The sequence below is a fragment of the Psychroserpens sp. BH13MA-6 genome, assembly GCF_052983595.1.
The window spans coordinates 293,945-317,719 of the sequence record NZ_JBRJGE010000002.1 but is presented as its reverse complement, the minus strand read 5'-3'; the positions used below and the strand labels follow the sequence as shown (position 1 = coordinate 317,719).

Annotated in this window: 23 protein-coding genes; 13 read left to right on the top strand and 10 right to left on the bottom strand. The window is 35.2% G+C overall.

Features of this window, described 5'->3' with window-relative positions:
- Positions 1-102 precede the first annotated feature (102 nt).
- Genes ACU8DI_RS05985 through ACU8DI_RS05970 form a run of 4 tightly spaced genes read left to right on the top strand, consistent with a single transcriptional unit; the run spans position 103 to position 5,205 of the window.
- Complete coding sequence (locus ACU8DI_RS05985) at positions 103-783, top strand: TetR/AcrR family transcriptional regulator (protein WP_447111847.1); 681 nt, start codon at positions 103-105, stop codon at positions 781-783.
- A complete protein-coding gene (locus ACU8DI_RS05980; protein WP_447111846.1) occupies positions 780-2,438 on the top strand; it encodes a peptidase domain-containing ABC transporter in 1,659 nt (552 codons plus the stop codon). Before ACU8DI_RS05985 ends, ACU8DI_RS05980 begins: the two co-directional genes overlap by 4 nt.
- 11 nt (positions 2,439-2,449) lie before the next feature.
- Entirely contained in the window at positions 2,450-3,802 is a 1,353-nt protein-coding gene (locus tag ACU8DI_RS05975) for an HlyD family secretion protein (protein ID WP_447111845.1), read from the top strand.
- Positions 3,803-3,807: 5 nt separating this feature from the next.
- On the top strand, positions 3,808-5,205 hold the full coding sequence (locus ACU8DI_RS05970) for a TolC family protein (RefSeq protein WP_447111844.1): 1,398 nt from the start codon (positions 3,808-3,810) through the stop codon (positions 5,203-5,205).
- Here the strand turns inward: ACU8DI_RS05970 and ACU8DI_RS05965 are convergent, their stop codons facing one another.
- The 3 genes from ACU8DI_RS05965 to ACU8DI_RS05955 form a co-directional block, all read right to left on the bottom strand.
- Positions 5,206-5,931, bottom strand: coding sequence for a hypothetical protein (locus tag ACU8DI_RS05965; RefSeq protein WP_447111843.1), 726 nt, complete (start codon positions 5,929-5,931; stop codon positions 5,206-5,208).
- An 85-nt stretch (positions 5,932-6,016) separates the two neighbouring features.
- Entirely contained in the window at positions 6,017-7,519 is a 1,503-nt protein-coding gene (locus ACU8DI_RS05960) for a DEAD/DEAH box helicase (RefSeq protein ID WP_447111842.1), read from the bottom strand.
- 134 nt (positions 7,520-7,653) lie between these two features.
- Entirely contained in the window at positions 7,654-8,133 is a 480-nt protein-coding gene (locus tag ACU8DI_RS05955; RefSeq protein ID WP_447111841.1) for an Hsp20/alpha crystallin family protein, read from the bottom strand.
- Positions 8,134-8,746: 613 nt separating this feature from the next.
- Between ACU8DI_RS05955 and ACU8DI_RS05950 the strand changes: the two genes are divergently transcribed.
- Complete coding sequence (locus ACU8DI_RS05950; protein WP_447111840.1) at positions 8,747-9,313, top strand: ExbD/TolR family protein; 567 nt, start codon at positions 8,747-8,749, stop codon at positions 9,311-9,313.
- On the opposite strand, the gene ACU8DI_RS05945 is transcribed toward ACU8DI_RS05950, so the two are convergent.
- Genes ACU8DI_RS05945 through ACU8DI_RS05935 form a run of 3 tightly spaced genes read right to left on the bottom strand, consistent with a single transcriptional unit; the run spans position 9,310 to position 12,124 of the window.
- Positions 9,310-9,756: a 3D domain-containing protein gene (locus ACU8DI_RS05945; protein ID WP_447111839.1), complete on the bottom strand. Its 447-nt coding sequence runs from the start codon at positions 9,754-9,756 to the stop codon at positions 9,310-9,312. The genes ACU8DI_RS05950 and ACU8DI_RS05945 overlap by 4 nt on opposite strands.
- Positions 9,757-9,798: 42 nt before the next feature.
- Positions 9,799-10,116 (bottom strand): hypothetical protein, encoded by a 318-nt coding sequence (locus tag ACU8DI_RS05940; protein WP_447111838.1) that lies wholly within the window; start codon positions 10,114-10,116, stop codon positions 9,799-9,801.
- A 7-nt stretch (positions 10,117-10,123) separates the two neighbouring features.
- Positions 10,124-12,124 (bottom strand): alpha-ketoacid dehydrogenase subunit alpha/beta, encoded by a 2,001-nt coding sequence (locus ACU8DI_RS05935; protein WP_447111837.1) that lies wholly within the window; start codon positions 12,122-12,124, stop codon positions 10,124-10,126.
- Between the two features lie 153 nt (positions 12,125-12,277).
- On the opposite strand from ACU8DI_RS05935, the gene ACU8DI_RS05930 reads away from it, so the two are divergent.
- From ACU8DI_RS05930 to ACU8DI_RS05910, 5 genes are read left to right on the top strand one after another with little or no spacing between them, the layout of a single operon-like run.
- The gene (locus tag ACU8DI_RS05930) at positions 12,278-13,225 is read left to right on the top strand and encodes an isopenicillin N synthase family dioxygenase (protein ID WP_447111836.1); all 948 of its coding nucleotides are present in this window, start codon (positions 12,278-12,280) and stop codon (positions 13,223-13,225) included.
- 12 nt (positions 13,226-13,237) lie between these two features.
- Positions 13,238-13,570, top strand: coding sequence for a translation initiation factor (locus tag ACU8DI_RS05925; protein WP_447111835.1), 333 nt, complete (start codon positions 13,238-13,240; stop codon positions 13,568-13,570).
- Positions 13,567-14,508 carry a DUF1835 domain-containing protein gene (locus tag ACU8DI_RS05920; protein ID WP_447111834.1) on the top strand — a complete coding sequence of 314 codons (942 nt, stop codon included), beginning with the start codon at positions 13,567-13,569 and terminating at the stop codon, positions 14,506-14,508. Before ACU8DI_RS05925 ends, ACU8DI_RS05920 begins: the two co-directional genes overlap by 4 nt.
- Positions 14,498-15,373, top strand: coding sequence for a nucleoside phosphorylase (locus ACU8DI_RS05915; RefSeq protein ID WP_447111833.1), 876 nt, complete (start codon positions 14,498-14,500; stop codon positions 15,371-15,373). The genes ACU8DI_RS05920 and ACU8DI_RS05915 overlap by 11 nt, the downstream gene beginning before the upstream one ends.
- A gap of 11 nt (positions 15,374-15,384) precedes the next feature.
- Complete coding sequence (locus tag ACU8DI_RS05910) at positions 15,385-16,239, top strand: substrate-binding domain-containing protein (protein ID WP_447111832.1); 855 nt, start codon at positions 15,385-15,387, stop codon at positions 16,237-16,239.
- A gap of 380 nt (positions 16,240-16,619) precedes the next feature.
- On the opposite strand, the gene ACU8DI_RS05905 is transcribed toward ACU8DI_RS05910, so the two are convergent.
- Positions 16,620-17,285, bottom strand: coding sequence for a uracil-DNA glycosylase (locus ACU8DI_RS05905; protein WP_447111831.1), 666 nt, complete (start codon positions 17,283-17,285; stop codon positions 16,620-16,622).
- Positions 17,286-17,381: 96 nt separating this feature from the next.
- Between ACU8DI_RS05905 and ACU8DI_RS05900 the strand changes: the two genes are divergently transcribed.
- From ACU8DI_RS05900 to ACU8DI_RS05890, 3 genes are all read left to right on the top strand, one after another.
- Entirely contained in the window at positions 17,382-18,254 is an 873-nt protein-coding gene (locus ACU8DI_RS05900) for a cupin-like domain-containing protein (RefSeq protein WP_447111830.1), read from the top strand.
- 83 nt (positions 18,255-18,337) lie between these two features.
- The gene (locus ACU8DI_RS05895; protein WP_447111829.1) at positions 18,338-20,500 is read left to right on the top strand and encodes an endonuclease MutS2; all 2,163 of its coding nucleotides are present in this window, start codon (positions 18,338-18,340) and stop codon (positions 20,498-20,500) included.
- 3 nt (positions 20,501-20,503) lie between these two features.
- Positions 20,504-20,920 (top strand): thiol-disulfide oxidoreductase DCC family protein, encoded by a 417-nt coding sequence (locus tag ACU8DI_RS05890; RefSeq protein ID WP_447111828.1) that lies wholly within the window; start codon positions 20,504-20,506, stop codon positions 20,918-20,920.
- 520 nt (positions 20,921-21,440) lie between these two features.
- Here ACU8DI_RS05890 and ACU8DI_RS05885 read toward each other — a convergent pair.
- Genes ACU8DI_RS05885 through ACU8DI_RS05875 form a run of 3 tightly spaced genes read right to left on the bottom strand, consistent with a single transcriptional unit; the run spans position 21,441 to position 23,773 of the window.
- Positions 21,441-22,601 (bottom strand): flavohemoglobin expression-modulating QEGLA motif protein, encoded by a 1,161-nt coding sequence (locus ACU8DI_RS05885; RefSeq protein ID WP_447111827.1) that lies wholly within the window; start codon positions 22,599-22,601, stop codon positions 21,441-21,443.
- Positions 22,601-23,431, bottom strand: coding sequence for an N-formylglutamate amidohydrolase (locus ACU8DI_RS05880; protein ID WP_447111826.1), 831 nt, complete (start codon positions 23,429-23,431; stop codon positions 22,601-22,603). The genes ACU8DI_RS05885 and ACU8DI_RS05880 overlap by 1 nt, the downstream gene beginning before the upstream one ends.
- The gene (locus ACU8DI_RS05875; RefSeq protein ID WP_447111825.1) at positions 23,432-23,773 is read right to left on the bottom strand and encodes a hypothetical protein; all 342 of its coding nucleotides are present in this window, start codon (positions 23,771-23,773) and stop codon (positions 23,432-23,434) included.
- Between the last annotated feature and the right edge of the window lie 2 nt (positions 23,774-23,775).

The window sequence follows — 23,775 nt, the reverse complement described above, 5'->3', positions numbered from 1 at the left end:
AATTATCGGATTTTCTTCAGTATATGCTAATTAGTTAACCTAAAGTTAAAATAATTTAATTTAATAGTAATACTATTATATTTGCATGTAATAATTTATATTATGAAACATTTACTATCAAATTTAAAGATCGATATCAATGATAAGATCTATTTAAAAGATCCAGAATCATCTGAATTAGGAAAGCGAATTATCAGTAATAGCATTGAACTTATTGATGATATTGGATTTGAGAGTTTTACTTTTAAAAAACTTGGTGAACGCATTGGATCTAATGAAAGTTCTGTGTACCGCTATTTTGATAGTAAACACAAACTCCTGCTCTACCTAACTTCGTGGTATTGGGCTTGGCTAGAATATCAGCTGGTATTTGCGACGACTAATATTTCAGATACTACCAATAAACTAGAAAAAGCCATAGACATTCTTACCAGAACAATTGAAACGGACTCCACTTTCAAGCATATTGACGAAGTCACACTCAATCGCGTAGTGATTAATGAGTATTCTAAATCTTATTTAACGAAAGTGGTGGATGAAGAGAATCAAGAGGGTTATTTTTCAATATATAAACGATTGGTGCAACGATTACACGATATGATTACGGAAGTTGATGCCAGCTATCCTTTCCCTCTTAGCTTAGCGAGCACAGTAATAGAGGGTTCTTTGCATCAGCATTTCTTAAAAAATCATTTTAAATCACTCACAGATTGTAATGATCATATGCAACCTTCAGAATACTTCAAACATTTAGTACTTAAAGCCTTAAATAACAACAAATGAGCAAAAATATATTAACTTCTTGGCAACGTTTAATTGGCCTACTAAAATTAGATAGTAAAGATATTAAACAAGTATTTTACTATGCGATATTCGCTGGTTTGGTAAATCTTTCATTACCTCTGGGTATTCAGGCTATTATCAACCTACTTCAAGGTGCTCAAATTAGTAGCTCGTGGGTGGTGCTGGTAACCTTAGTGACCGCAGGTGTCGCTTTTGTAGGATTATTGCAACTCATGCAAATGCGAATTATAGAAAATGTACAGCAAAAAATCTTTACGCGATCTTCTTTTGAATTTGCCTATCGTTTTCCTAAAATGAAAATGAGTGAGCTTCGTAACTATTATCCACCAGAATTAGCCAATCGATTTTTTGACACATTAACCATTCAGAAGGCACTTTCGAAGATATTAGTGGATTTCCCAGCAGCCATTTTACAAATAATTTTAGGACTCATTTTACTATCCTTTTATCACCCATTTTTTATCATTTACGGCGTAATGTTGCTCATTTTAATTTATGTGGTCTTTAAATATTCTGCGCAGCGCGGTTTAGACACAAGTCTTGACGAGTCTAAGCAAAAATATAAAGTAGCACATTGGCTACAAGAAGTTGCGCGCTCCATACTCTCCTTTAAACTCTCAGGAAAAACCAATTTGGCGCTACAAAAAAATGACCAATTGGTGTCAAGCTATTTGGATTCTAGAGAGAGTCATTTTAAAATCTTAGTGCAGCAGTTTATAAAACTAATTGGTTTTAAAGTGCTAGTAACAGCCGGATTATTAGTCATTGGTGGTGCCCTAGTTTTAAATCAGCAAATGAATATCGGACAGTTTGTAGCCGCCGAAATTATCATCTTATTAGTCATTAATTCAGTTGAAAAATTAATACTTGGCCTCGAATCTTTTTATGATGTTTTAACTTCTATAGAAAAACTGGGGCAAGTCGTTGATAAAGAGCTAGAGTCTCAAGAAGGTGATAATATATACACTGAGGAAAGACCGATCACTGTTGAAGTAGTGAATGTGGGTTATAAGGTGGCAGATCGTGAACAACCTATTATTGATAATGTTTCTTTAGAAATTCAACCGCAAGATCGCATTCTTATTTATGGTTCGCAAGGATCTGGCAAATCGAGTCTATTGAAATTGATAGGTGGTTTATATATGCCAACTCGCGGAAATATCTATATTAATAATATGCCATTAAGTGGGATCAAAATTAATAGCTACAGATCTTTAATTGGTCAATCATTACCAGAAGAGTCTCCTTTTGAAGGCACCTTGAGAGACAATCTCACTTTTGGAGATCCTAGTATCACACAAGACGCTCTAAATGAAGTACTAGACATTGTTGGATTAAACGATTTTGTAAAATCCCAATCATTAGGATTGAGAACCATATTATATCCTGAAGGTCAGCGTCTTTCAACAACCATATCTAGAAAATTAGTATTGGCACGAAGCATTCTGAAACAACCAAAACTACTCTTACTAGAAGATCCGTTGGAACAATTCGATAAAGATGAGGCCAACAGAATCATGAATTTTTTAATTAGAAAAGAGAACCCTTGGTCTTTAGTTGTTGTAAGTCACAACATGAACTGGAAAAAGGTTTGCAATAAAACTTTACAATTGGAATCTGGTAAATTTGTCTAAAACGATAACACATGTTAAACATCTCACATAATAAACTCAATAAAAAAGTGGACTTGTCTTCTTACAGTTCCGCTCAAAAAGTATTTCATAAGCGTCATTTTAAACACTTTAATCGTTTTTTAATAGCGTTTGCAATTCTTACCGTAATCATTCTATTTTTACCTTGGACTCAAAACATCTCGAGTCGCGGTAATGTGACGACCCTCACACCAGATCAGAGACCACAAACGATTCAATCTCCTATTCCAGGACGTATTGAAAAGTGGTATGTAAGAGAAGGTGATTTTGTCAAGAAAGGCGATACGATTCTATTTATTTCTGAAGTAAAAAATGAATATTTTGATCCTAACCTTGTTAACAGAACCGGACAGCAAATTAAAGCCAAAGAACGTTCGTTATCATCTTACAACTCGAAAGTTAGTGCGCTTAATAATCAAATTTCAGCATTGACTAATGAACGCGTATTGAAATTGGAACAAGCACAAAACAAATTAATGCAATCGCGACTTAAAGTAAAGAGCGATAGTATTGATTTAGAAGCTGCCAAGACGAATTTACAAATCGCCGAGCGCCAATTTGAACGGACAAGCACGCTACAATCTGAAGGTCTGAAAGCAATGACGGATGTTGAAGAAAAACGTTTAAAACTCCAAGAAACACAAGCGAAACTCATCTCTCAAGAAAACAAATTACTCGCGGCCAAAAATGAAGTGATCAATGCCATGGTTGAAATTAATCGGTTAAAAGCAGAGTATACAGATAAAATTTCAAAAGCTCAAAGTGACAAGTTTACGGCAGAATCAAATCAGTTTGATGCCGAGGCGCAAGTCACAAAGCTCGAAAATGCCTATACAAATTATGAGATGCGAAACGATATGTACTACATCAAAGCGCCTCAAAATGGATTCATCAATAAAGCTATAAAAGGTGGTATTGGCGAAACGTTTAAGGAAGGTGAGCAACTCGTTGGTATTATGCCATCTGATTACGACTTAGCAGTTGAGACTTATGTAGACCCACTAGACCTGCCATTAATTCATATTGGTGAAGATGTAAGAGTTCAATTTGATGGTTGGCCTGCCATTGTTTTTAGTGGTTGGCCCAATGTCTCCTACGGAACCTATGGTGCTAAAGTTGTCGCTATCGAAAATTTCATAAGTCCGAATGGTAAATTCAGAGTGCTTCTGGCTCCAGACGAATCGGATCATGCTTGGCCAGAGGCCATTCGCGTAGGCTCAGGAGCACAAACCATCGCTTTGCTAGAAAACGTACCAATCTGGTTTGAACTTTGGCGACAGCTCAACGGTTTCCCTCCTAACTATTATCAACCAGCTAATAGTAGCAATTCAAAAGACAGTAAATAATGAAGATGATCTCCACTTTAATATGCTTTGTGATAACGATAAGCGTTTGGTCACAAGCTGATAGTACTTCAGTATTGAGTTTTAGCGAGTATTTGGGATACGTTAAAAAATTTCATCCAATTGCAAAACAAGCCGAACTTACATTAGCAGTTGGACAAGCCAACTTAATGAAAGCACGAGGTGCGTTTGACCCGAAGATTGAATTTAATAATTCCAGAAAACGTTTTAAAGACGACACCTATTACGATCTTTTAAATACAACCTTTAAAATCCCAACTTGGTATGGCATTGAGTTAAAAGGTCAGTATGAACAAAATGACGGCGTTTATCTTAATCCGCAAAATAATGTCCCTGAAGATGGTCTCTATAGTGCAGGTATTTCCGCTGCGCTAGGACAAGGCTTATGGATTAATAAACGGATGGCTGATTTGAAAAAAGCGAAATATTTTAGGGAGCAAACGGAAGCTGACCGCGAAATTTTAATTAATCAAATTTTATATGATGCTTCGGTAAGCTATTTTAACTGGTTAAAAGCCTATCGAGAGACTTTAATTTACCAACAGTTCCTCAACAATGCTGAAATCCGACTAAATGGTGTTAAACGAAGTGTGGAAACTGGAGATAAAGCTGCTATTGATTCTATCGAAGCTCGAATCACGATACGCAATAGACGATTAGGTTTAGAACAGTCAAAAGTGGCGCTCATGAAAGCGTCTTTAGAACTTTCCACATTTCTATGGCTGAACGATAATATTCCTGTTGAATTACAGTCTGGTGTCATACCAGATTTGAGTATTGATTTACAAATAGATGCTGTATTAGAAATTGCCGATAAGACTCTGGAAGATTTCATATTAGAAACCCATCCTAAACTGAAATCCTTGAATTTGAAATATCAAGGTTTGGAGGTTGATAAACGCTTAAAAGCCAATCAATTATTACCAACAATTGACGTGCAATACAATTTTCTAACAGAAACGCCAGACTTCTCTAATTCCTATAATTTTAATCAATACAAGGCTGGAATTCAAATCAATATTCCTCTATTTCTAAGAAAAGAGCGAGGTGAACTGCAATTGGCAAAATTTAAACTTCAAGATTTAAACTTCGACATAAATAATACTAAAGTTGCGATTCAAAACAAGGTGATAGCCACGTATCGTGAATTGGAATCATACACGCTTCAAAATATGTTAATAGAAGATATTGTTTCAGATTATGACACTATGTTAAGTGCTGAAGAACGGAAATTTAGTTTCGGAGAAAGTTCGTTATTCTTGGTAAATACGAGAGAACGATTATTGATTGAGTCCCAATTAAAAGCTGTAAAGCTTCAAAATGATTATTTAAAAACCAAGGCGAAATTATTTAACAACTTATCCAGAGATTTAACCAACTTATAATTAGTTGTCTTCTTTGGTAGTCTCTGCTGTTTTTGAAGCTTCTTGGATAGGATTCTCCTCTTTGATGACATTTATGGTAGCTTTAACTCCTGTGAGTAAGTTCCATTTTTTGGAGGACACCAGATTGCCATTATCATCATAAACAATAAACTCAGCCGTATTAGGTCCTGAATCCCCTTGATTCAAAGCTAAAAAAACAATTTGATTAATCCCTGGAGTTAAGGTCACGTCAAATCCTTTGTAGCCTGATGATAAGGTCAAACTAGGCACAATGATATCGTCATTCACAAACACACGTACCATATCGCCATCTGGAAATTCATGATCTCTACAAACTATTTTAACAAACTTACCTTGACTGCGAATATCTCCGAGGAAAACATCAGACATGACTTCAATCTTGAGTCCTTGTTCAACGGCGACTTTATTAAATTTCTTCTCAAATATTTCACCTGGATTTCGAAGGGTACTATGATCAATCATTGAAAACTCCTTCTCTGGTTTTTTAGTAGAAACCTTACTTTCAATAGGAATACCTGCAATGTTTTTTTTGGTTTTGGTAATACTGATTTTAGAATCGGGCTTAATATCTAAAACCACTGGCACCGTGTCCTTTTTTTTAGTTTCAACCGCAGGTATTTTTATGCTATTTTTCTTCGTGTCTGGCTGGGCAAACACTTGAGAAACGCAACATAATAGAAATCCTAAAATAAGATGTTTATACATGACAGTCAATTTGCTGTAGAAGGTTCAAAAACCATACCTAATTTCAAATGTAACGTCTTTCTAACATAAAGATTTTAATTTTACGTTAAAACTTTCCGTTAAAACTTAACCGCAATTTTCGCGTATACTCTTCCAACAACCAGTCTTTGTAGTTTTTTGTACTATTCATAATACAATAACAATACTGTTTAATACGATAGCAAATATCATCGTGCAAGAGCTTTGCAAGTTCTCGTGCTTCAAATACATCCTCGCTGTTTGCGATGACGAGTTCAGAATGCTGTGCAATACTATTCTCAATAGCTTGCATCGATTTTTTACCTTCTCGAATCACCTTTTTGTATTCTTTCTTAATATCAAAATCGTCATCAGGATTCTTTTTAAAACGTTTTCGAAGTGATTCTGGCATTTTATACACAAATTCACGCTCGATATCCTCGTCATTCCTAAGGTTTTCTAAATAGAAATCTGGGTTTTTGAAAATATGTTGCCAATCTACGGGCTGACTCCAAGGTCCAAAACGCACGGCATTGTTACCTAAGTCGATGACGGTAAATTTATTTTTATCACCGTGAATCCTAGAGCCTCTACCAATCATTTGAAAGTATAAGGTCAAAGATCGCGTGGCACGATTTAATATAATAGATTCTACAGAAGGCTCGTCAAATCCAGTGGTTAGTATACTCACAGAAGTCAAAATACCATCAGGTGTGTTTTTGAACCATTTCAATATGTCCTTCCGATCTTGCTTTGATGCAGTATTGTCTAAATGTCTAATATTGTAGCCTGCTCTTTTAAAGGTGTAATAGACTTCTTTTGATGTATTGATACCGTTATTGAAAATTAGGGTCTTTTTTCCTTTGGACAACTCCTCATAAGCAAAAATCAATTTTCCTTGCATCGCAGCATTCGTATACAAGGCTTCTGAAGACTTAACCGTATAATCACCATTAATACCAATTTTAAGGGAATTAAGAGAGACGTCATAATTGTAGATTTCGGCTGATGCTAAAAACCCATTCTTTATCAAGGTTGAAATGTTATCACCTACAATTAATTCTTTATAATTATCCTTCATTGGTAATTTAATGTTACTGCTCAAAGGTGTGGCAGTAACGCCTAAAATAAAACAAGCGTCAAAAAATTTGAATAATTTTCGAAAAGAGTTATAGTGCGCTTCATCAATGATGACTAAACCGATATCTTCTAAATTAAGCTTCCCATCGTTTAATCTATTGTTAAGTGTTTCAACCATCGCCACGAAACATTCGTATTGATCCTGATCGGGTAATTCCTTTACTTTACTATTGATAATTTTGTTATTCACACCGAAACCATGCAACACTTTTGACGTTTGCTTACAAAGCTCAATGCGATGCGTGAGAATAACAACTTTCTTTTGATGCTTTTTGATATATTGCCGCACAATTTCTGAGAAAATGACTGTTTTCCCTCCACCTGTTGGCAGTTGATATAATAAATTATAGTTATCTGGTGCCGCTTCAAACACATCAAATATGCGATTTAAGTCTGCAATTTGATAATCATAAAGGCGTTTTTTAGAGGTAATTTCTAGTGTTTCGGACATACAATTAATAGCTTCTGAAAAAAAAATTCTTACAAAATTAAGATTTTATAAGGTTAACCGTGCATATTGTTAAAAACAATTGAAAAAAAAAGAGGAACTAATTGCTCCTCTTCTCTTTTTAAAATGCAATGTGATTAAGAAATCTCCACGCGTCTTGCTGGTTTTTGCTTCGCTTCATCACGCTTAGGTAAATTTACGAGCAAAATACCATCCTTATAGGACGCACTAACTTTATCTTGTTCTACAGTGTCTGGGAGTGTAAATGTTCTCTTAAAGGCTCCATAACCAAACTCTCTTCTTGTATACTGATCAGAAGTTTCTTCATTATCAATTTCGGTTTCGGAAGCAATGGACAACATTTTATTCTCAACATCAATCGTAAAATCAGATTTCTTCATTCCAGGAATGGCTAACTCCAAGATATAATCTTCCGCTGTTTCCTTGATATTTACAGCGGGTAGCGTAATGCCAGTATTGAAATTAGACATAAATTCTGTTCCTAATCCATTTTCAAAGAAATTGTCAACCCAAGATGATAAACTTGGTAATGTCGCATATTTCTTTGACTTGGAAACATTGTTACCATTTTTAGGTACGGTTACTATTGTACTCATTGTTAATCAAATTTTAGTTAAACTTCATTTTACACTTATATGAACAAATTAAATACCAAACTTAAAATGACACTAAAAACTGACATTTTTTCAATGAATATAGGTCAAATCGACATAATACGCCACTACTTACTCCGTTGACAAACAAGGATTTAATTGTTAAATAATGTTAAAATGTTACTATGTAATGCATAGTACTGTAACATTTTTAATTCACCGTCGTCTATAAAGTATAACATCAATCAATTAAAACATATATTATGAGAACTTTAAACAGCAACCAATTATCAAGTACATCAACAGAAACAAGAATGTATTCATGGAACCAAAAAAGACGTTATAGATCTTAAATCTATAAAATTCATCAATCATCAAATCAATCTATCATGAAAGCTTTAACTAAAATTATCAATACGTCACATACAACAAACGACGATTTAGAAACGTTACGTTAAAAGATGTGACCATCATTCATCAATCAAAATTAGTATTGAATTAGTTTTCAATAGTGATAATCCGAAAAGACCAGCATGCTTTGAAGTATGTTGGTTTTTTGTTAAAAAATTGTGGTATTGTTTTTGAGACTCTTAAAAAAATCTTAAAACGTATTATTATGAAGACCACAAGACGCCACACTCATCAAATTAATGCAGGCTCCATGGCCGACATTGCATTTTTACTGCTCATTTTCTTTTTAGTAACAGCCATGATTCCTAACGACCAAGGCATAAACAGAAAACTACCGCCTCCATGCCCTATTAATTCAGATTGTAATGATGCTGTTAAAAATCGAAGAAATATACTCGAAATCAAAGTAAATTCAAATAATGAACTTTTGGTTGAAAATGAGGTTATCGAATTAAAAGATTTAAAACACATCGCCAAGGCATTTTTGGATAATAACGGAAATGGCACCTGTGGTTATTGCCAAGGGAACATGGAAAAGACTTCTTCTGACCATCCCAAAGATGCTGTGATCTCATTAACCAATGACCAACTAACAACCTATAGTTTTTACATCCAAGTTCAAGACGAATTGACTAAAGCCTATTATGAATTACGCGATGCATATGCTGAGAATGTATTAAACAAGCCTTCAAACTCATTAACCACTAAAGAATTAGTGGAAGTGAAAAATGCTTATCCTTTTATTCTTTCAGAAGCAGAACTCAAGAATTAGTCGTTTTGAACTTCTGATGAATCTTTTAAAATAGGTACTCTATAACTGATGTTAACTTTGCGCCTTCCCCATGCTCGTGCAGCTTTAACATCAGTTCCCATATAAATATCGATTTTATTTTTCCAACGTCTGTTCATTTTGTCCTTGACCAAGTAAGTGCCTTCCAAGCCTTCTACTTTCACTAAGGTATTATGAGTTAAGCCTTCATTTATCAAGTTTCTAGAAACAGCAATATAGCGAAGACCTGGTTTTAAACTATCTCCAAATGCCGTAATATGCGGATTGGAACTCGTTTGATATGCAAGAGAATTATAAGCTGTTGCCGTCACTTCCATCGTTTTCCATTCATAGCCATTCGGCTCCTCTTTTTTACAACACTGAAGTACCAATAATGCCACTACTAATAAGAAACTCTTAAATTGATTCGTTGAAACAATAGTCATACCTATGATTCTGAAATAATAAGCAATGAAGATACTAATTTTTCAATTTAAGGCATTCTTGACATCAATAAGATTAGCTACAATGGTTCCAATCAATAACAACATGAGCACAAGGTTCACAACAAGTGCCAGTAGCTTTTTTAAGGAATAAGGATCTTTCAATCCTCGAAGACTATAAACACATCCGGTAATTGTGGTCACAAAAACTAATACCACAACAAAACTGCTCAAATAGGTGTAAACATCAATCGCTAAGATGTTGTTGGCTACCAATAAATGAAGGCTTATAAAAATGATGATACCCACTAAAGTAATCATCGCAAATTTAAATCCTTGATGGGAATGTAAGGGTCTATTCAAAACTGTACTAATAATTCAACAAAGTCTTTAATTCCGTTTCGAACCTGTTTTTTGCTAAATAGTGCTCTTCCAATTGATTGATAAAAGGAATTGGCGTTTCTAAACTTGCAACCCGTTTAACAGGTGCGTCTAAATACTCAAAACAATGCTCCATAATCAATGCAGAAATATCACTGGCAATGCCACCAAATAAGGAATCCTCTTGTAAAATAATCGCTTTACCTGTTTTTTTAACAGACTTGTAAATGGTTTCAGTATCTAATGGCTGAAGCGTTCTTAAATCAATCACATCTGCCTGAATTGATTCATTATTATCAAGAGTTTCTAGAACCCAATGAACACCAGCACCATAGGAAATAACAGTCACTTGCTCACCTTCTCTTAATACTGCAGCCTCTCCAAACGGAATGTTATAATAAGCTTCAGGAACCTCTTGACGAATACTTCTATACAAGGCTTTGTGCTCAAAAAACAATACTGGATTTGGATCTTCAATGGCTGTTGTCAATAAACCTTTAGCGTCATATGGAAATGCTGGATACACCACTTTTAGACCTGGGGTTTTGGTAAACCACGCTTCATTGGTTTGCGAATGAAATGGTCCAGCTGCAACACCACCACCACAAGGCATACGCAATACCACATCAGCTTCCTGATTCCAGCGATAATGGGATTTGGCAAGATAATTGACAACGGGATTAAATCCGGAGGATACGAAATCGGCAAACTGCATTTCAACCACAGATTTGATGCCTGCAATTGACAATCCCATAGCAGTTTCAACGATGGCAGATTCACAAATTGGCGTGTTTCTAACACGTTCTTTACCGAACCTTTCAACAAAACCTTCTGTAATCTTAAACACACCGCCATATTCGGCTATATCTTGTCCCATGATCACAAGATCATTGTGTTTCTCCATCGCTTGATATAAGCCTTGAGAAATGGCATCGATAAAACGTAATTCTGTGGACTTAGATTGCGGTTTTAGTTCTTTAAACTCAAAGGGTTTATAAACGTCTCCTAATTCGGTAGCCAAATCAGCTGTGATTGGCGCCTCATCAAAAGCTTTTTGAAGGTGTTCATTAATTTCGTGAATGATCGCTGTCTTGATCGCTACTTCCTCTTTTTCGGTCAAAATTCTTTGATCTTTTAAAAACGCTTGAAAATTTTCAATTGGGTCTTTCTTAGCCCATTCATCCATGATATCTTTTGGCACATATTTAGTACCACTAGCTTCCTCATGTCCACGCATTCTAAACGTTTTAAACTCTATTAAAATTGGTCTAGGACGTTTTCTAATACTAGCTGCTAGTTTTTGGATTTTGGTATAAACCTCAATGATATTATTACCATCAAGCACAAAAGACTCCATGCCATAACCTTTTCCACGATCTGCTATATCTTTACATCGGTACTGCTCATTGGTTGGTGTGGACAGTCCGTAACCATTATTCTCAATACAAAATAAAACAGGTAATTGCCAAACAGAGGCCACATTCAAAGCCTCATGAAAATCACCTTCACTCGTCCCTCCTTCTCCAGAAAACACGGCAGTCACCTGATTTTTATTCTTTAACAAACTAGCTAAAGCAATCCCATCAGCCACACCTAATTGTGGTCCTAGATGCGAAATCATCCCAACAATATTGTATTCTTGTGTACCAAAATGAAACGAACGATCTCTCCCTTTTGTAAAGCCATTAGCTTTTCCTTGCCACTGACTAAATAAACGGTAGAGCGGAATCTTACGAGTGGTAAAAACACCCAGATTTCTATGCATAGGTAGTATGTACTCTTCCGCTTCCAAAGCCATAGTAACACCAACAGAAATGGCTTCTTGACCAATACCAGAGAACCATTTGGAGATTTTCCCTTGACGCAGTAGAATGAGCATTTTCTCTTCTATCATGCGCGGCTTAAGCATATTTTTATACAGCTCTAGTAAGGTTTTATTGTCTAAGTTTTTTTTATCGAAAGTGATGGTGCTCTTAAGAGAGGTCAACATGGGTCATTAAATTGCATTAGTAAATCAAATGTAATTAAAAATTGACGTTTTAGAGGTTTAAGTTCAATTTTTTTAAGTGAAAGCTAAATCTGTGATTTTAGCAGTATTTTCGCTATTTTTGTTATTCGGAAAATTTAATAAATCCATTTTATAATGAATAGAATACCAAGTGTTAATCTTCAGGATTTTTTATCGGGAGACCCTAAAAGAAAGCAGAAATTTATTGATGAGATCGGAAAAGCTTATGAGGAAATAGGCTTTGTTGCCTTGAAAGGACATTTTTTGGATGATGAATTAGTGGACAATCTTTACAAAGAAGTAAAAAACTTTTTTAGTTTACCTGTGGAGACCAAACGAAAATATGAAATTGAAGGGATTGGTGGACAGCGTGGCTATGTTTCCTTCGGCAAAGAAAGTGCTAAAGGCAAGAAAGAAGGTGATTTAAAGGAATTTTGGCACTTTGGCCAATATGTGGAGGATGATCCTGAACGTGCCAAGGAATATCCTGCTAATGTAGAGGTTGAGGAAGTCCCTGAATTTAATGCCATTGGAAAAGAAACCTACCAAATGTTAGAGAAAACCGCTAAATACGTACTTCGAGCTTTGGCTTTATACCTTGGTTTAGAAGAAACCTATTTTGATAATTATATACATAATGGCAACTCCATTTTAAGACCGATTCACTATCCACCAATTTTAGAGGAACCAGAAAACGCCGTTCGAGCAGCTGCCCATGGCGATATTAATTTAATTACATTACTCATGGGTGCACAAGGTCGAGGTTTACAAGTGCAAAATCACGAAGGTGAGTGGATTGATGCCATTGCAGATCCTGATGAATTGATGATTAATGTTGGTGACATGTTATCAAGACATACCAACAATAAATTAAAATCTACCATTCACAGAGTCGTAAATCCTCCCAGAGAACTTTGGGGGACATCTAGATATTCCATTCCTTTTTTCATGCATCCTATAAGCGAAATGAAATTAGATGTTTTGGAAAGCTGTATCGATGAAGACCATCCTAAACAATTTGAGGATATTACTGCTGGTGAATTTTTAAATGAGCGTTTAATTGAGTTAGGCCTGAAGAAATAGTCGGATTTAATTATGGATTTACAAGATCAATTGAAACAGTTATTTCCGGATCATGAACCAGAAGACAAACCTGAAGAAAAGTCTTCTAAGGACGATGGTTTGTGGTTACAAGATGAGCCTATCTTGTGTAAATATGAAAAAAGGAAAGGCAAACCAATTACCATAATTGAAGGTTATACTGGAGCAGATTCTGATTTTAAAAAACTCGCCAAAGACCTCAAGCAGCAGTTGAGCGTTGGAGGTAGTTTTAAGAATGATCAAATTATTATTCAAGGTGACTTTAGAGATAAAATTATGGCTATTTTAAAAGCTAAGGGTTTTAACGTTAAACGTGTTGGAGGTTGAGCGAACAGACCTTACATATCACCAACGGCCAAAATTTGACCAACTATTTACAAGAACTTAACGTAGAAGGACTCTTTCTAACTTGGCATGAAATACTTTGTGAAGGACCTACTGAAGCGCATATAGACTCAGAAGTTTTTATCACAAAGCGCAAAGCATTCCTCAGTGAGTTCTATGATATTGAATTGGATGAACATAAGTTCAAGTCGGAGTTAGAGAAACTGAATGCCACTGATACATATTCAGAAATTGTACTTTGGTTTGAATACGACTTGTTTTGTCATATCAATCTGATGGCTGTTATGAGCTTAATTCATCAACGTGACATAAAGCAACCGTTATACCTAGTATGCAGCGGTCGTGTGAAAGGCGAAAAAAATCTAAAAGGACTTTCAGAACTCTCGAGTGCACAACTACTCGCTCACTATGACAACAAAATAGAATTGACAGACTTAGATAGAGACTTAGCTATTTCATTATGGAGAACTTACTGTGGAAAAGACCATAATTTGTTCAAGCCCTACATCACCCAAAAATCGTCTTTTAAATATCTAGGCGCTTGTTTAAAAGCTCATTTGAAGCGTTTTCCTGATGCCAAAAGTGGCTTGAGTGTCTTAGAAACCAACATTTTAAAAATCATCAAAAACAAGGATATTAAATCCCGTCATCATTTATTAGGTTACATATTGAATTACCAAGGTTACTATGGATTCGGAGATCTTCAGTATGAAAGAATGATAGAAAAATTGCGTTTGTTTTACGATGAAACAGACGATCGTGTTGTTCTTAATCGGAAAGGCCATGAAGCATTATTAGGTAGCCATAATTTTTCTTCAGAAATAAAAAATAATTTAACGTTTGGCGGTGTTAAGCGATTAGACTATCAATTTAATTCCGAAGAGAACAAACTTATAAAAACGATTATAAATGCCAATTAAAGCATCGGAACTTATACTCAATCCAGACGGAAGTGTTTATCACCTAAATTTACGTCCAGAACACGTAGCGTCTACTGTCATTACAGTTGGTGATCCCGATCGTGTGGCATCGGTTACCAAGTATTTTGATCATATAGAGTTTAAAACTCATAAGCGAGAGTTTCACACGCAAACTGGAACCTATAAAGGAAAACGCATCACCGTTTTATCAACTGGAATTGGCACTGATAATATTGATATTGTATTTAATGAATTGGATGCTTTGGTAAATATTGATCTCAATACACGTGAGATCAAGTCTGAGCTTTCTACTTTAAACATTATAAGAATAGGGACTTCCGGAAGTATTCAAAAAGAAGTGCCTTTAGAGGCCTTTTTGATTAGCGAATATGCGGCAGGTTTTGATAGTTTGCTTCATTTTTATGACAGCGACAAAATTCAAGATTTAGAAATTTCCGAAGCCCTTAAAAATCACACAGATTGGTTTCACAGAAAATCTGATCCGTATATCGTCAAATGTAGTGACAAACTTTTACGGGTCTTACACAGCGATCATACAGTTAAAGGGTTTACAGCGACCAATGTGGGTTTTTATGGTCCACAAGGACGCGTATTGAGATTGCCAATTCAAGATCCAAATCTTAATGATAAATTGGCTTCCTTTAATTACGAAGGTAAATCAATCACCAATCTTGAAATGGAAACAGCTGGCATCTATGGGCTTTCCAAACTTTTAGGCCATCATGCGCTTTCTATGAATGCGATTATTGCCAATAGAGCTACTGGAGAATTTAGTGAGGACCCTAAGAAAGTTGTTGACGCCCTTATTACATACACTTTGGATAAAATAATTGATATCCCATAAAACATAAAACATTGAAAAAAATAAATATAGGCGGTGTGCCAGAACATTTTAATTTAGCTTGGTATCTAACATTAAAGAATGGAGAATACAAAGACGAAGGAATTAATCTCCGATGGAAAGATTATTTTGGAGGTACAGGTGCTATGAATAAAGCCTTGCGCGATGGAGAGATTGATATGGCTGTCATACTTACGGAAGGCATCATCAAAGATATCATCGACGGGAATCCAAGTAAAATAGTTCAAACATTCGTCAAGTCGCCTTTGATTTGGGGAATTCATGTAGCTCACGACTCCAATTACAAAACTATCGAAGATTTAAAAGGCACAAAAGCAGCCATTAGCCGCTATGGATCCGGTTCACATCTTATGGCGTACATTAATGCTGAAAACAACCATTGGAATTTAGAGCAAGACCTAAATTTTGAAGTGATTAAAAATTTAGATGGTGCTGTGGAAGGCTTGACTAATGGTTCTGCAGATTATTTTATGTGGGAAAAATTTACAACCAAACCATTTGTAGATAATGGTATTTTTAGAAGAATAGACGATTGCCCTACACCTTGGCCTTGCTTTGTAATTGCGGTGCGAGAAGAGTTCTTAGATCAACATCCAGAGGACGTCAAAACCATATTGGATATTATCAATAATACAACAACTGAATTCAAAACTATTCCGAGTATCGATAAGACTATAGCCAATAGATACGATCAAAAACTAGAAGACGTTCAAGAGTGGTTATCACTCACGGAATGGTCTCAAAGTGTTATTGATAAAACAACCATAGACACGATTCAAAATAAACTCCTAAGTTTAGAAATCATTCCTGAAAAAGCTAGCTATCAAAAATTGGTTCAAGCATTATAACTACACAAGGGGTAGGAAATTTTGATTGAAACTTGTTTCATAAATAGATAGGTAACCGTCATTTTTGCAAAAAAATTTAACAAATATTTAGCTTTTTGAGTCTTTAACTTTCTATTTGTCAAAATTTTAGTTACATTTAACCACCCTATAACTAACTATGCTTTCTTAACGAAAACTATATATTATGATTATAACTATTACTCTAGTACTGTCATTCTTAGTAGCATTGAACTTTATACTATTATTTTTTAGTTGCAATAAAACTACGAAGAGAACAACTTCCGTTAAATCTAATGTATCTATTCGTCAAACGTCCGTCATCAGACCTACAAAACAGTTAACCTCTACTAATTTAGCTCCTACAGGAAGCTAATTCACCATTACCATTCAATCTTATTTTTGTTCTTAAGAGCCAACAGCTGATTGGTTTTACTGAAATGTTTATTACCAAACCAGTAACCTCTATTGGCACTAAGTGGCGACGGATGCCCCGAAGTTAACACCTTATGCTTCTGTGTATCAATCAATGACATTTTTTTCTTCGCGAAGCCTCCCCATAATAAAAAAATCACCTCTTCTTTCTTATCGCTTATCACTGATATTACTTTATCGGTAAACTGCTCCCACCCTCTTTTTTGATGACTTCCTGGCTCATGAGCTCTAACTGTTAACGTGGCATTTAACATGAGAACCCCTTGTTTTGCCCAACGCTCCAAATTTCCTGATTTAGGATACGCTATATTCAAATCTGTTTCCAATTCCTTAAAAATGTTCATTAGAGATGGTGGATGCGGTATGTTATCCGCTACAGAAAAACACAATCCGTTAGCCTGACCTGGACCATGATAAGGGTCTTGTCCAATAATCACCACGTTCACATCATCAAAAGGACATAAATCAAATGCTGAAAAAATCTGATCTCCAGGAGGAAAGCATTGTTGTGTTTTATATTCAGTTTTTACAAAATCCACTAAGTCCTTGAAATAGGGCTTTTCAAATTCTGATTGTAATTTGTCATTCCAATTAGCATGTATATTGACGGTCATTTTATCCTAAAAAAATTCGTATGGTCTAAAATATGAAATAAGTCATAAATTTATGTGTTCAATTATAGTATATTCGTAATTGCTAAATCCCGAGTCATGGAAACAACGATTTTAAATAGAGTCCAAAGCATTCTTAATAAGGACCTTAAGGAAATTGATGCAATTGAAAAGATTTCCCACAGCGATTTTTACAATAATCATATTAAGAAGAACACGCCTGTTAAAATAACGCAGATGATGTCGCATTGGAAAGCGACAGAGTTATGGTCGTTGGACTATTTTGAAAAGATTGGCAAAGACAAGGAAACCTACATGTACAAGGGCAACATTAGGCAAAACGACACCAACTGGCAGTTTGGTGCATTTCAAGATTATTTAAATGAGATTCGCAGTGCCAACACCGATACTTACCTCGGAAATATGCCGATAGCAGAAATGTTTCCTGAATTATTAGAGCATGTGGACTTCTCATTGATATCTCAGAATACCATTCGTAATTCCACCTCTTTATGGATAGGACCTCCAGGCACTATAACTGGCTGGCATACCGATAGGTTAGCAAATAATATTCTTGCGCTTATTGAAGGTAGAAAACTTGTTTTTCTGGTGAATCCTGCTGAAAGTAAAAAGATGTATCCTAGTGATAAATACGAGCCAGGATCGCGCTTGAGTGATGTGAACATGGAGAATTTTGACGAAAGCAAACACCAAATGTTTAAGGATGCCAATGTGCAATACACAATCATCAATCCTGGAGAAATGCTATTCATTCCACAAACATGGTGGCATTGTGTTTATGGCTTAGACGTTTCCATAAGTTCCAATAATTTTGGTTTTACGCCAATAGACAATTTCAAAATGAAATCTTCCGAACTCATTAAACGAAAGCTTCATAGTGTTGGTTTATTCAGTCCTAAAAATTGTGTGTGCCATTATTATGATGATAACGGGAAACGTGTGAGACGTTAGTGACTATATTACTTCCAAAGATTTTAATACTCAATCATAATAATTACCTTTGCAATCCTTAATTGCCATAGGCTGAAACACTCATGATTAGTATTCACGAAAAAACATTACAGGATATAGAATTCTACGCTGTGTTACAGCAAGTAGCCGATTTTAGTATTACGGATTTAGGCAGAATTGAAATCCTGAAAATAACGCCTTTTGAATCTCGTGAAGCCGTATTAAAGTCATTGAATTTCACGAATGAATATGTCTCATCTTTTGAAAACGACAACCGAATTCCGAATCACGGTTTTGAACCCATAAGCAAAGAAATCAAACTGCTAAAAATTGAAAATTCTTATTTAGATACCAAGAGTTTCAAAAAAATTGCTTCAATTACCTTAACCGTTAACGACATCCTTAAGTTTCTTAAAAAGTTTAAAGAGTACTACCCTTCGCTATATCAAACGTCACAGCATCTAGAAATTATTACCGAAATAGTGACAGAGATTGATGCTATTATTGACCGGTTTGGGGATATCAAGGATGAAGCGACAGATACGCTGTTTGAAATTCGAAAAGCTATTAATTCGGTAAGAGGGAAAATCAACCAAAGTTTCGCCACAGCTCTCAATACCTATCACAATCTCGATTATCTTGATGATATTAGAGAATCTGTTGTTGAAAATAAACGGGTTTTAGCTGTAAAAGCAATGTACAGACGTAAAGTCAAAGGTACTATTATGGGCAGCAGCAAAACGGGAAGCATCGTGTACATGCAGCCAGAAACGACCTTTCAATATGCTCGCGAACTCAATAATTTGGAGTTTGAGGAAAATGAAGAAGTAGATAAAATCCTTCGTCAGCTTACAGAGTTTGTGAGACCATACACCAGTTTATTAGAAAATTACCAAAGTTTTCTGATTCACTTAGATGTCATTTATGCTAAGGCTAAATATGCGCAATCCATAAATGCCATTTTACCAGAAATCAACAATAAAAAAGTATACGACGCAAAAGATGCGTTTCATCCACTGTTATTAGTGTCAAATAAAGCTGAAGGTAAAAAAACCTTCCCTCAGTCTATTGCTTTACATCCTGAAAATCGAATTATCGTCATTTCAGGACCCAATGCTGGTGGTAAAAGTATCACCTTAAAAACAATCGGACTCTTACAAGTAATGCTTCAAAGTGGTCTTCTAATTCCTGTTCATGAGAAAAGTAATATCTGCTTATTCGATAGAATTATTAGTGACATTGGCGACAATCAATCCATAGAGAATCACTTGAGTACGTACAGCTATCGACTGAAACAGATGAATTATTTTCTTCGGAAATGTAACAAAAACACCTTATTCCTGATTGATGAGTTTGGCACCGGAAGTGATCCAGAATTAGGAGGTGCTCTAGCCGAAACTTTTTTGGAAGAATTTTATCACAGGGAAGCTTATGGAATTATAACAACCCACTACTCCAACCTGAAGGTATTGGCAAATGAGTTACCTTATATGCAAAATGCCAATATGATGTTTGATGAAAAAAGCTTAGAACCTATGTTCAAGCTTATATTGGGACAAGCAGGAAGTTCGTTCACATTTGAAGTGGCTCAAAAAAATGGTATTCCTTTCAGCTTAATCAATCGCGCCAAAAAGAAAATTGAACGCGGAAAAGTCCGTTTTGATGCCACCATAGCGAAGCTTCAGAAAGAGCGAAGTAAATTAGAAAAAACCGAACGCTCTTTAAAGGCTAATGAGAAAAAGACGCAAACAGAGGCTGATAAACTCGAAGAAATTAACGCCAAGGTTCAAAAAAAATTAGAAAATTTTCAGGAGCTTTATGACAGCAACCAGCGTCTCATATATCTCGGACAAAAAGTGAATGATATCTCAGAAAAGTATTTTGAAGATAAACGAAAACGCGAACTCATGGCAGAGTTGTTTAAATTGGTTCAAATAGAAAATTCCAAACGAAAGAAAATTTCAGCAAAACAAAAAAAGGCAGAAAAGGCTAAAGAGACTCAAATTAAAAAGGAAGCTGAAAAGAAAGTAGCGGTGATCCGACAAAAGAAAAAAGCCGCAAAGCAAAAATTGCAGCCCGTTGAAAAGCCTAAACCTACATTAAAAGTAGGTGATCGCGTAAGAATGCACGACGGAAAAGCCATTGGAAGTATAGATACGATTGAAAAAGGAAAAGCGACGGTAAATTATGGTATCTTTACAACACACGTGGCCTTAGATTTATTAGAATTAGTAGAACGTAAATAAAAAATGATAGACCTACCAAAGGATAAACAATTGATATTATTTGATGGTGTTTGCAACCTTTGCAATACATCTGTTCAGTACGTGATCAAACACGATTCTAAAGATAAATTTAAGTTTGCCGCATTACAGAGTGCTATCGGTCAGGACATCATCAATACATATAAAATCGATACAGCCAAAACCGATTCCATTTTGTTGTTTTCGCACGATAGCGGCTTGTCAACGAAATCTACGGCTGCTTTAAAAATCGCAAAGCAGCTTGGCTTCCCAAGGAATCTGATGTCTGTTTTTTTCATTGTACCAACATTTATTAGAAATTGGGTTTATGACTACATCGCTAAAAATCGTTACAAATGGTATGGGAAAAAGGATGCTTGTATGATACCGACTCCAGAATTAAAAGCGAAGTTTTTAGATTAGTTATAAAAAAAGTCCTTACGGGAATAAGGACTTTCATAATTAACAACTAATTAAAACTAATTTAACTCTAAAATAATTATTTAATCAACGAGGGATTATCTAAATGTAGATTATTGATTAATAGCACATTATTTATAGTATAAATCTACTATTTTCAGCTAATTCAAAGCCAAAATATCGGTGTAAACCCCAAAAAAATTGTTTAAAAAAAGAGAAGTGCAAAAATCTTCTATGAGATGCATTATCTTTCATAAAATACGTTCCCTCTTCCAGATGACTCATTCACTCATCAAAAACGTCACTTTACGCATTCGCAGTTTTTAAAGTCATACATCTCAATTACATTGAGGCTAAGTTCATAGAAAACTATGGCATATTAAAAGCCTTAAAAGTAAATGCTTCAGCTTGAGCCCAGTTTCTGTTAATTGGGAATGAATCAAGTTCTTAAATGGTGAAAGGCCTAACGTCGTTTAAGTTTCAGATAAAAACATTGATTAGGAGACGTATTTTTTAAGGCTTTTTATTTTAGACTCTTTAAAATAAAATCCAAATTTTTATTTGAATTATCATTAGTTAAATAAGCGTCTGTGACATATTTTGATGGTATGGCAAGACCTTTAGTTGTTAAAAGTTCAATAGTATCCACATAATCCAAAGTGACCTTACCTGTTAACAACGGACTCAGATCATGACCTTCCTTCGCATATTTATAAACACGATTGATGCCAGATAAGTACTGATGGTCTTTTGTAAAACCACCACCTCTATGAACGCGCAAAGTAATTGCAAAAGCCACATCGCGATTTAATTTATACTGACTATATAGCAAATCAAAAGTATCAGAAAAGCTATAGCCTTTATTAAGGGAATCGACAGCAATCACGCGATACGCCAATTCCTTCAGTCGTTTCATGGTCAAACAACCTGACATGTATTCCGAATACACCGCAAGACCTTCCTGAGTTTCTACGTTGTTTGGAAATCCGTTAGAAAAAATCTTTAAGGGTTGTGATAGCCCATTAAAAGTCGTCACCATATGAACACCAATTTCGTGGTTCGTTAATACTTTTAATTGATTTTTACTGAACTTATGATTCTTTCGTAATACTAAGGTCTGTGTATTATTTAAAACCATTGCTGCAGCAGAAAGATTTGTAGAGAGTTTGATATGATAATTAAAATCGTAACGTTTTGAGTACTCCTCAAAATAAGCTACGGCATCTGAAGCCGAGTAAATTGGCAGCATCTCTTCATCAAAATCACTATCGTCAAAACGCAAAATAAACTTCGCATTATCGATGTCTCTTTCCGTGGGTGTTCCAAAACTCTTTAAACTGTTGAAGTAAAACTTTCGACCTTGATTGATCGTTTCGATACACTCTATTAACCCTGAATATTCATATATAACATCCTGATATAACTGACGAATCGTATCATCTTCAATTCTCTCAAGGCGCTGAGAGAAAAACAAGCGATGAAGTTTATAGCCGTTAAATTTTATTTTTGGATACTTAAAAATAGGTTCATAATTAAATTTAGAAGAAAAGAATTGTTTTTTTTCTCGCTCAATATTTAATGGATTGATGTAATTGAGAAGTTCAATTTTTCTTACCAAGCGGTTAAGATTTGAATCAATATCAAATAAATCTTGGTATTCTTCTGTACTTGTTATTTGTGGCATTATTCGCGATGCTTTTGGTAAAATTCTTGGGCGTGTTCAGGTATTTTTGAAAGTAATTGCTTCTCAACAGAGGCAACCACTTCAGGATAAATAATATAATTGTATTCATCACAATATACCTTAGCAATTTCGGTGGCCAAAACTAGTACATTTTGAAAGTTTTTCGTGATATATTTCAGAAAATATCCATTTCCTTGAAAGGTATCATTGATTTTTGATGTTGGTTCTATATGATGTGGCAATGACATCTCTGATAAGGACTGTCGCCAAGATTCTACAATCGCTCCAAATCTGTCATTATCAATATTTGAGGTTCCCAAATTCCACGTGGGAACTGGTCGATCCCAGCGCCTCCAATTATAACTGTGCATATCATAGACGACGACCACTCCAAATTTAGCCTCCAATTTTGCCATGAGAGCATGGACGACTTTATAAAAATTATGGTGCTTTTCTAAACTTTTGGTTATCATGGCTTCAGATAAAGGCTTGTGCCATAATTGCTTTCCCCAAGCGGTATCAAAAACGGCGTTTTCAGGGTCTCGGTTCAAATCGTACTCGAAACGCGAATCACATCCAGCTAAGACAATGGGATGGGAAGCTACCATATTTTTTGTTTCTGGATCTTCTTCATACCAACGATCGTATGCTGTATGCATACAATTATCCCAAAGTTCTTTTCTAAATTGATGGCCATCATGTACAGTTGCGCAGGCATAATGTACGTAATCGTCAATTTTGATTGTTAAGGAATAATCCTCAGATACCGCATGAAAACAGATTTCTTGCTCAATATTTTTTATAATGGCTTCAATTGATAAACGCTCCATTTAGTTGTCATCTTTTTTTAAAATTTTCTTTAAATAGTGATAAATCGCTAATTCCATCTGGCTCATTTCACCATCGGCAAAAGCCATCAACTTGATATCAGCAAATAATTCGTCTAAATTATTGTTGTACAAATGCTCGTGTTGCACCGCATCTACAATCTTTGAAATACTTTGATAATCGTTATCATTATCAAATTCTTCTTTGATATGTTCATAGGTTGTGGCATCTACACGAGACATGATATATTGCTGCTCTTTTTTGGTTTCCTCTAAATCGGAATGCGCTACATACAATAATACGTATGCTACCAAATCCTCCTTTGTCCATTGGTTTGTACTCATAA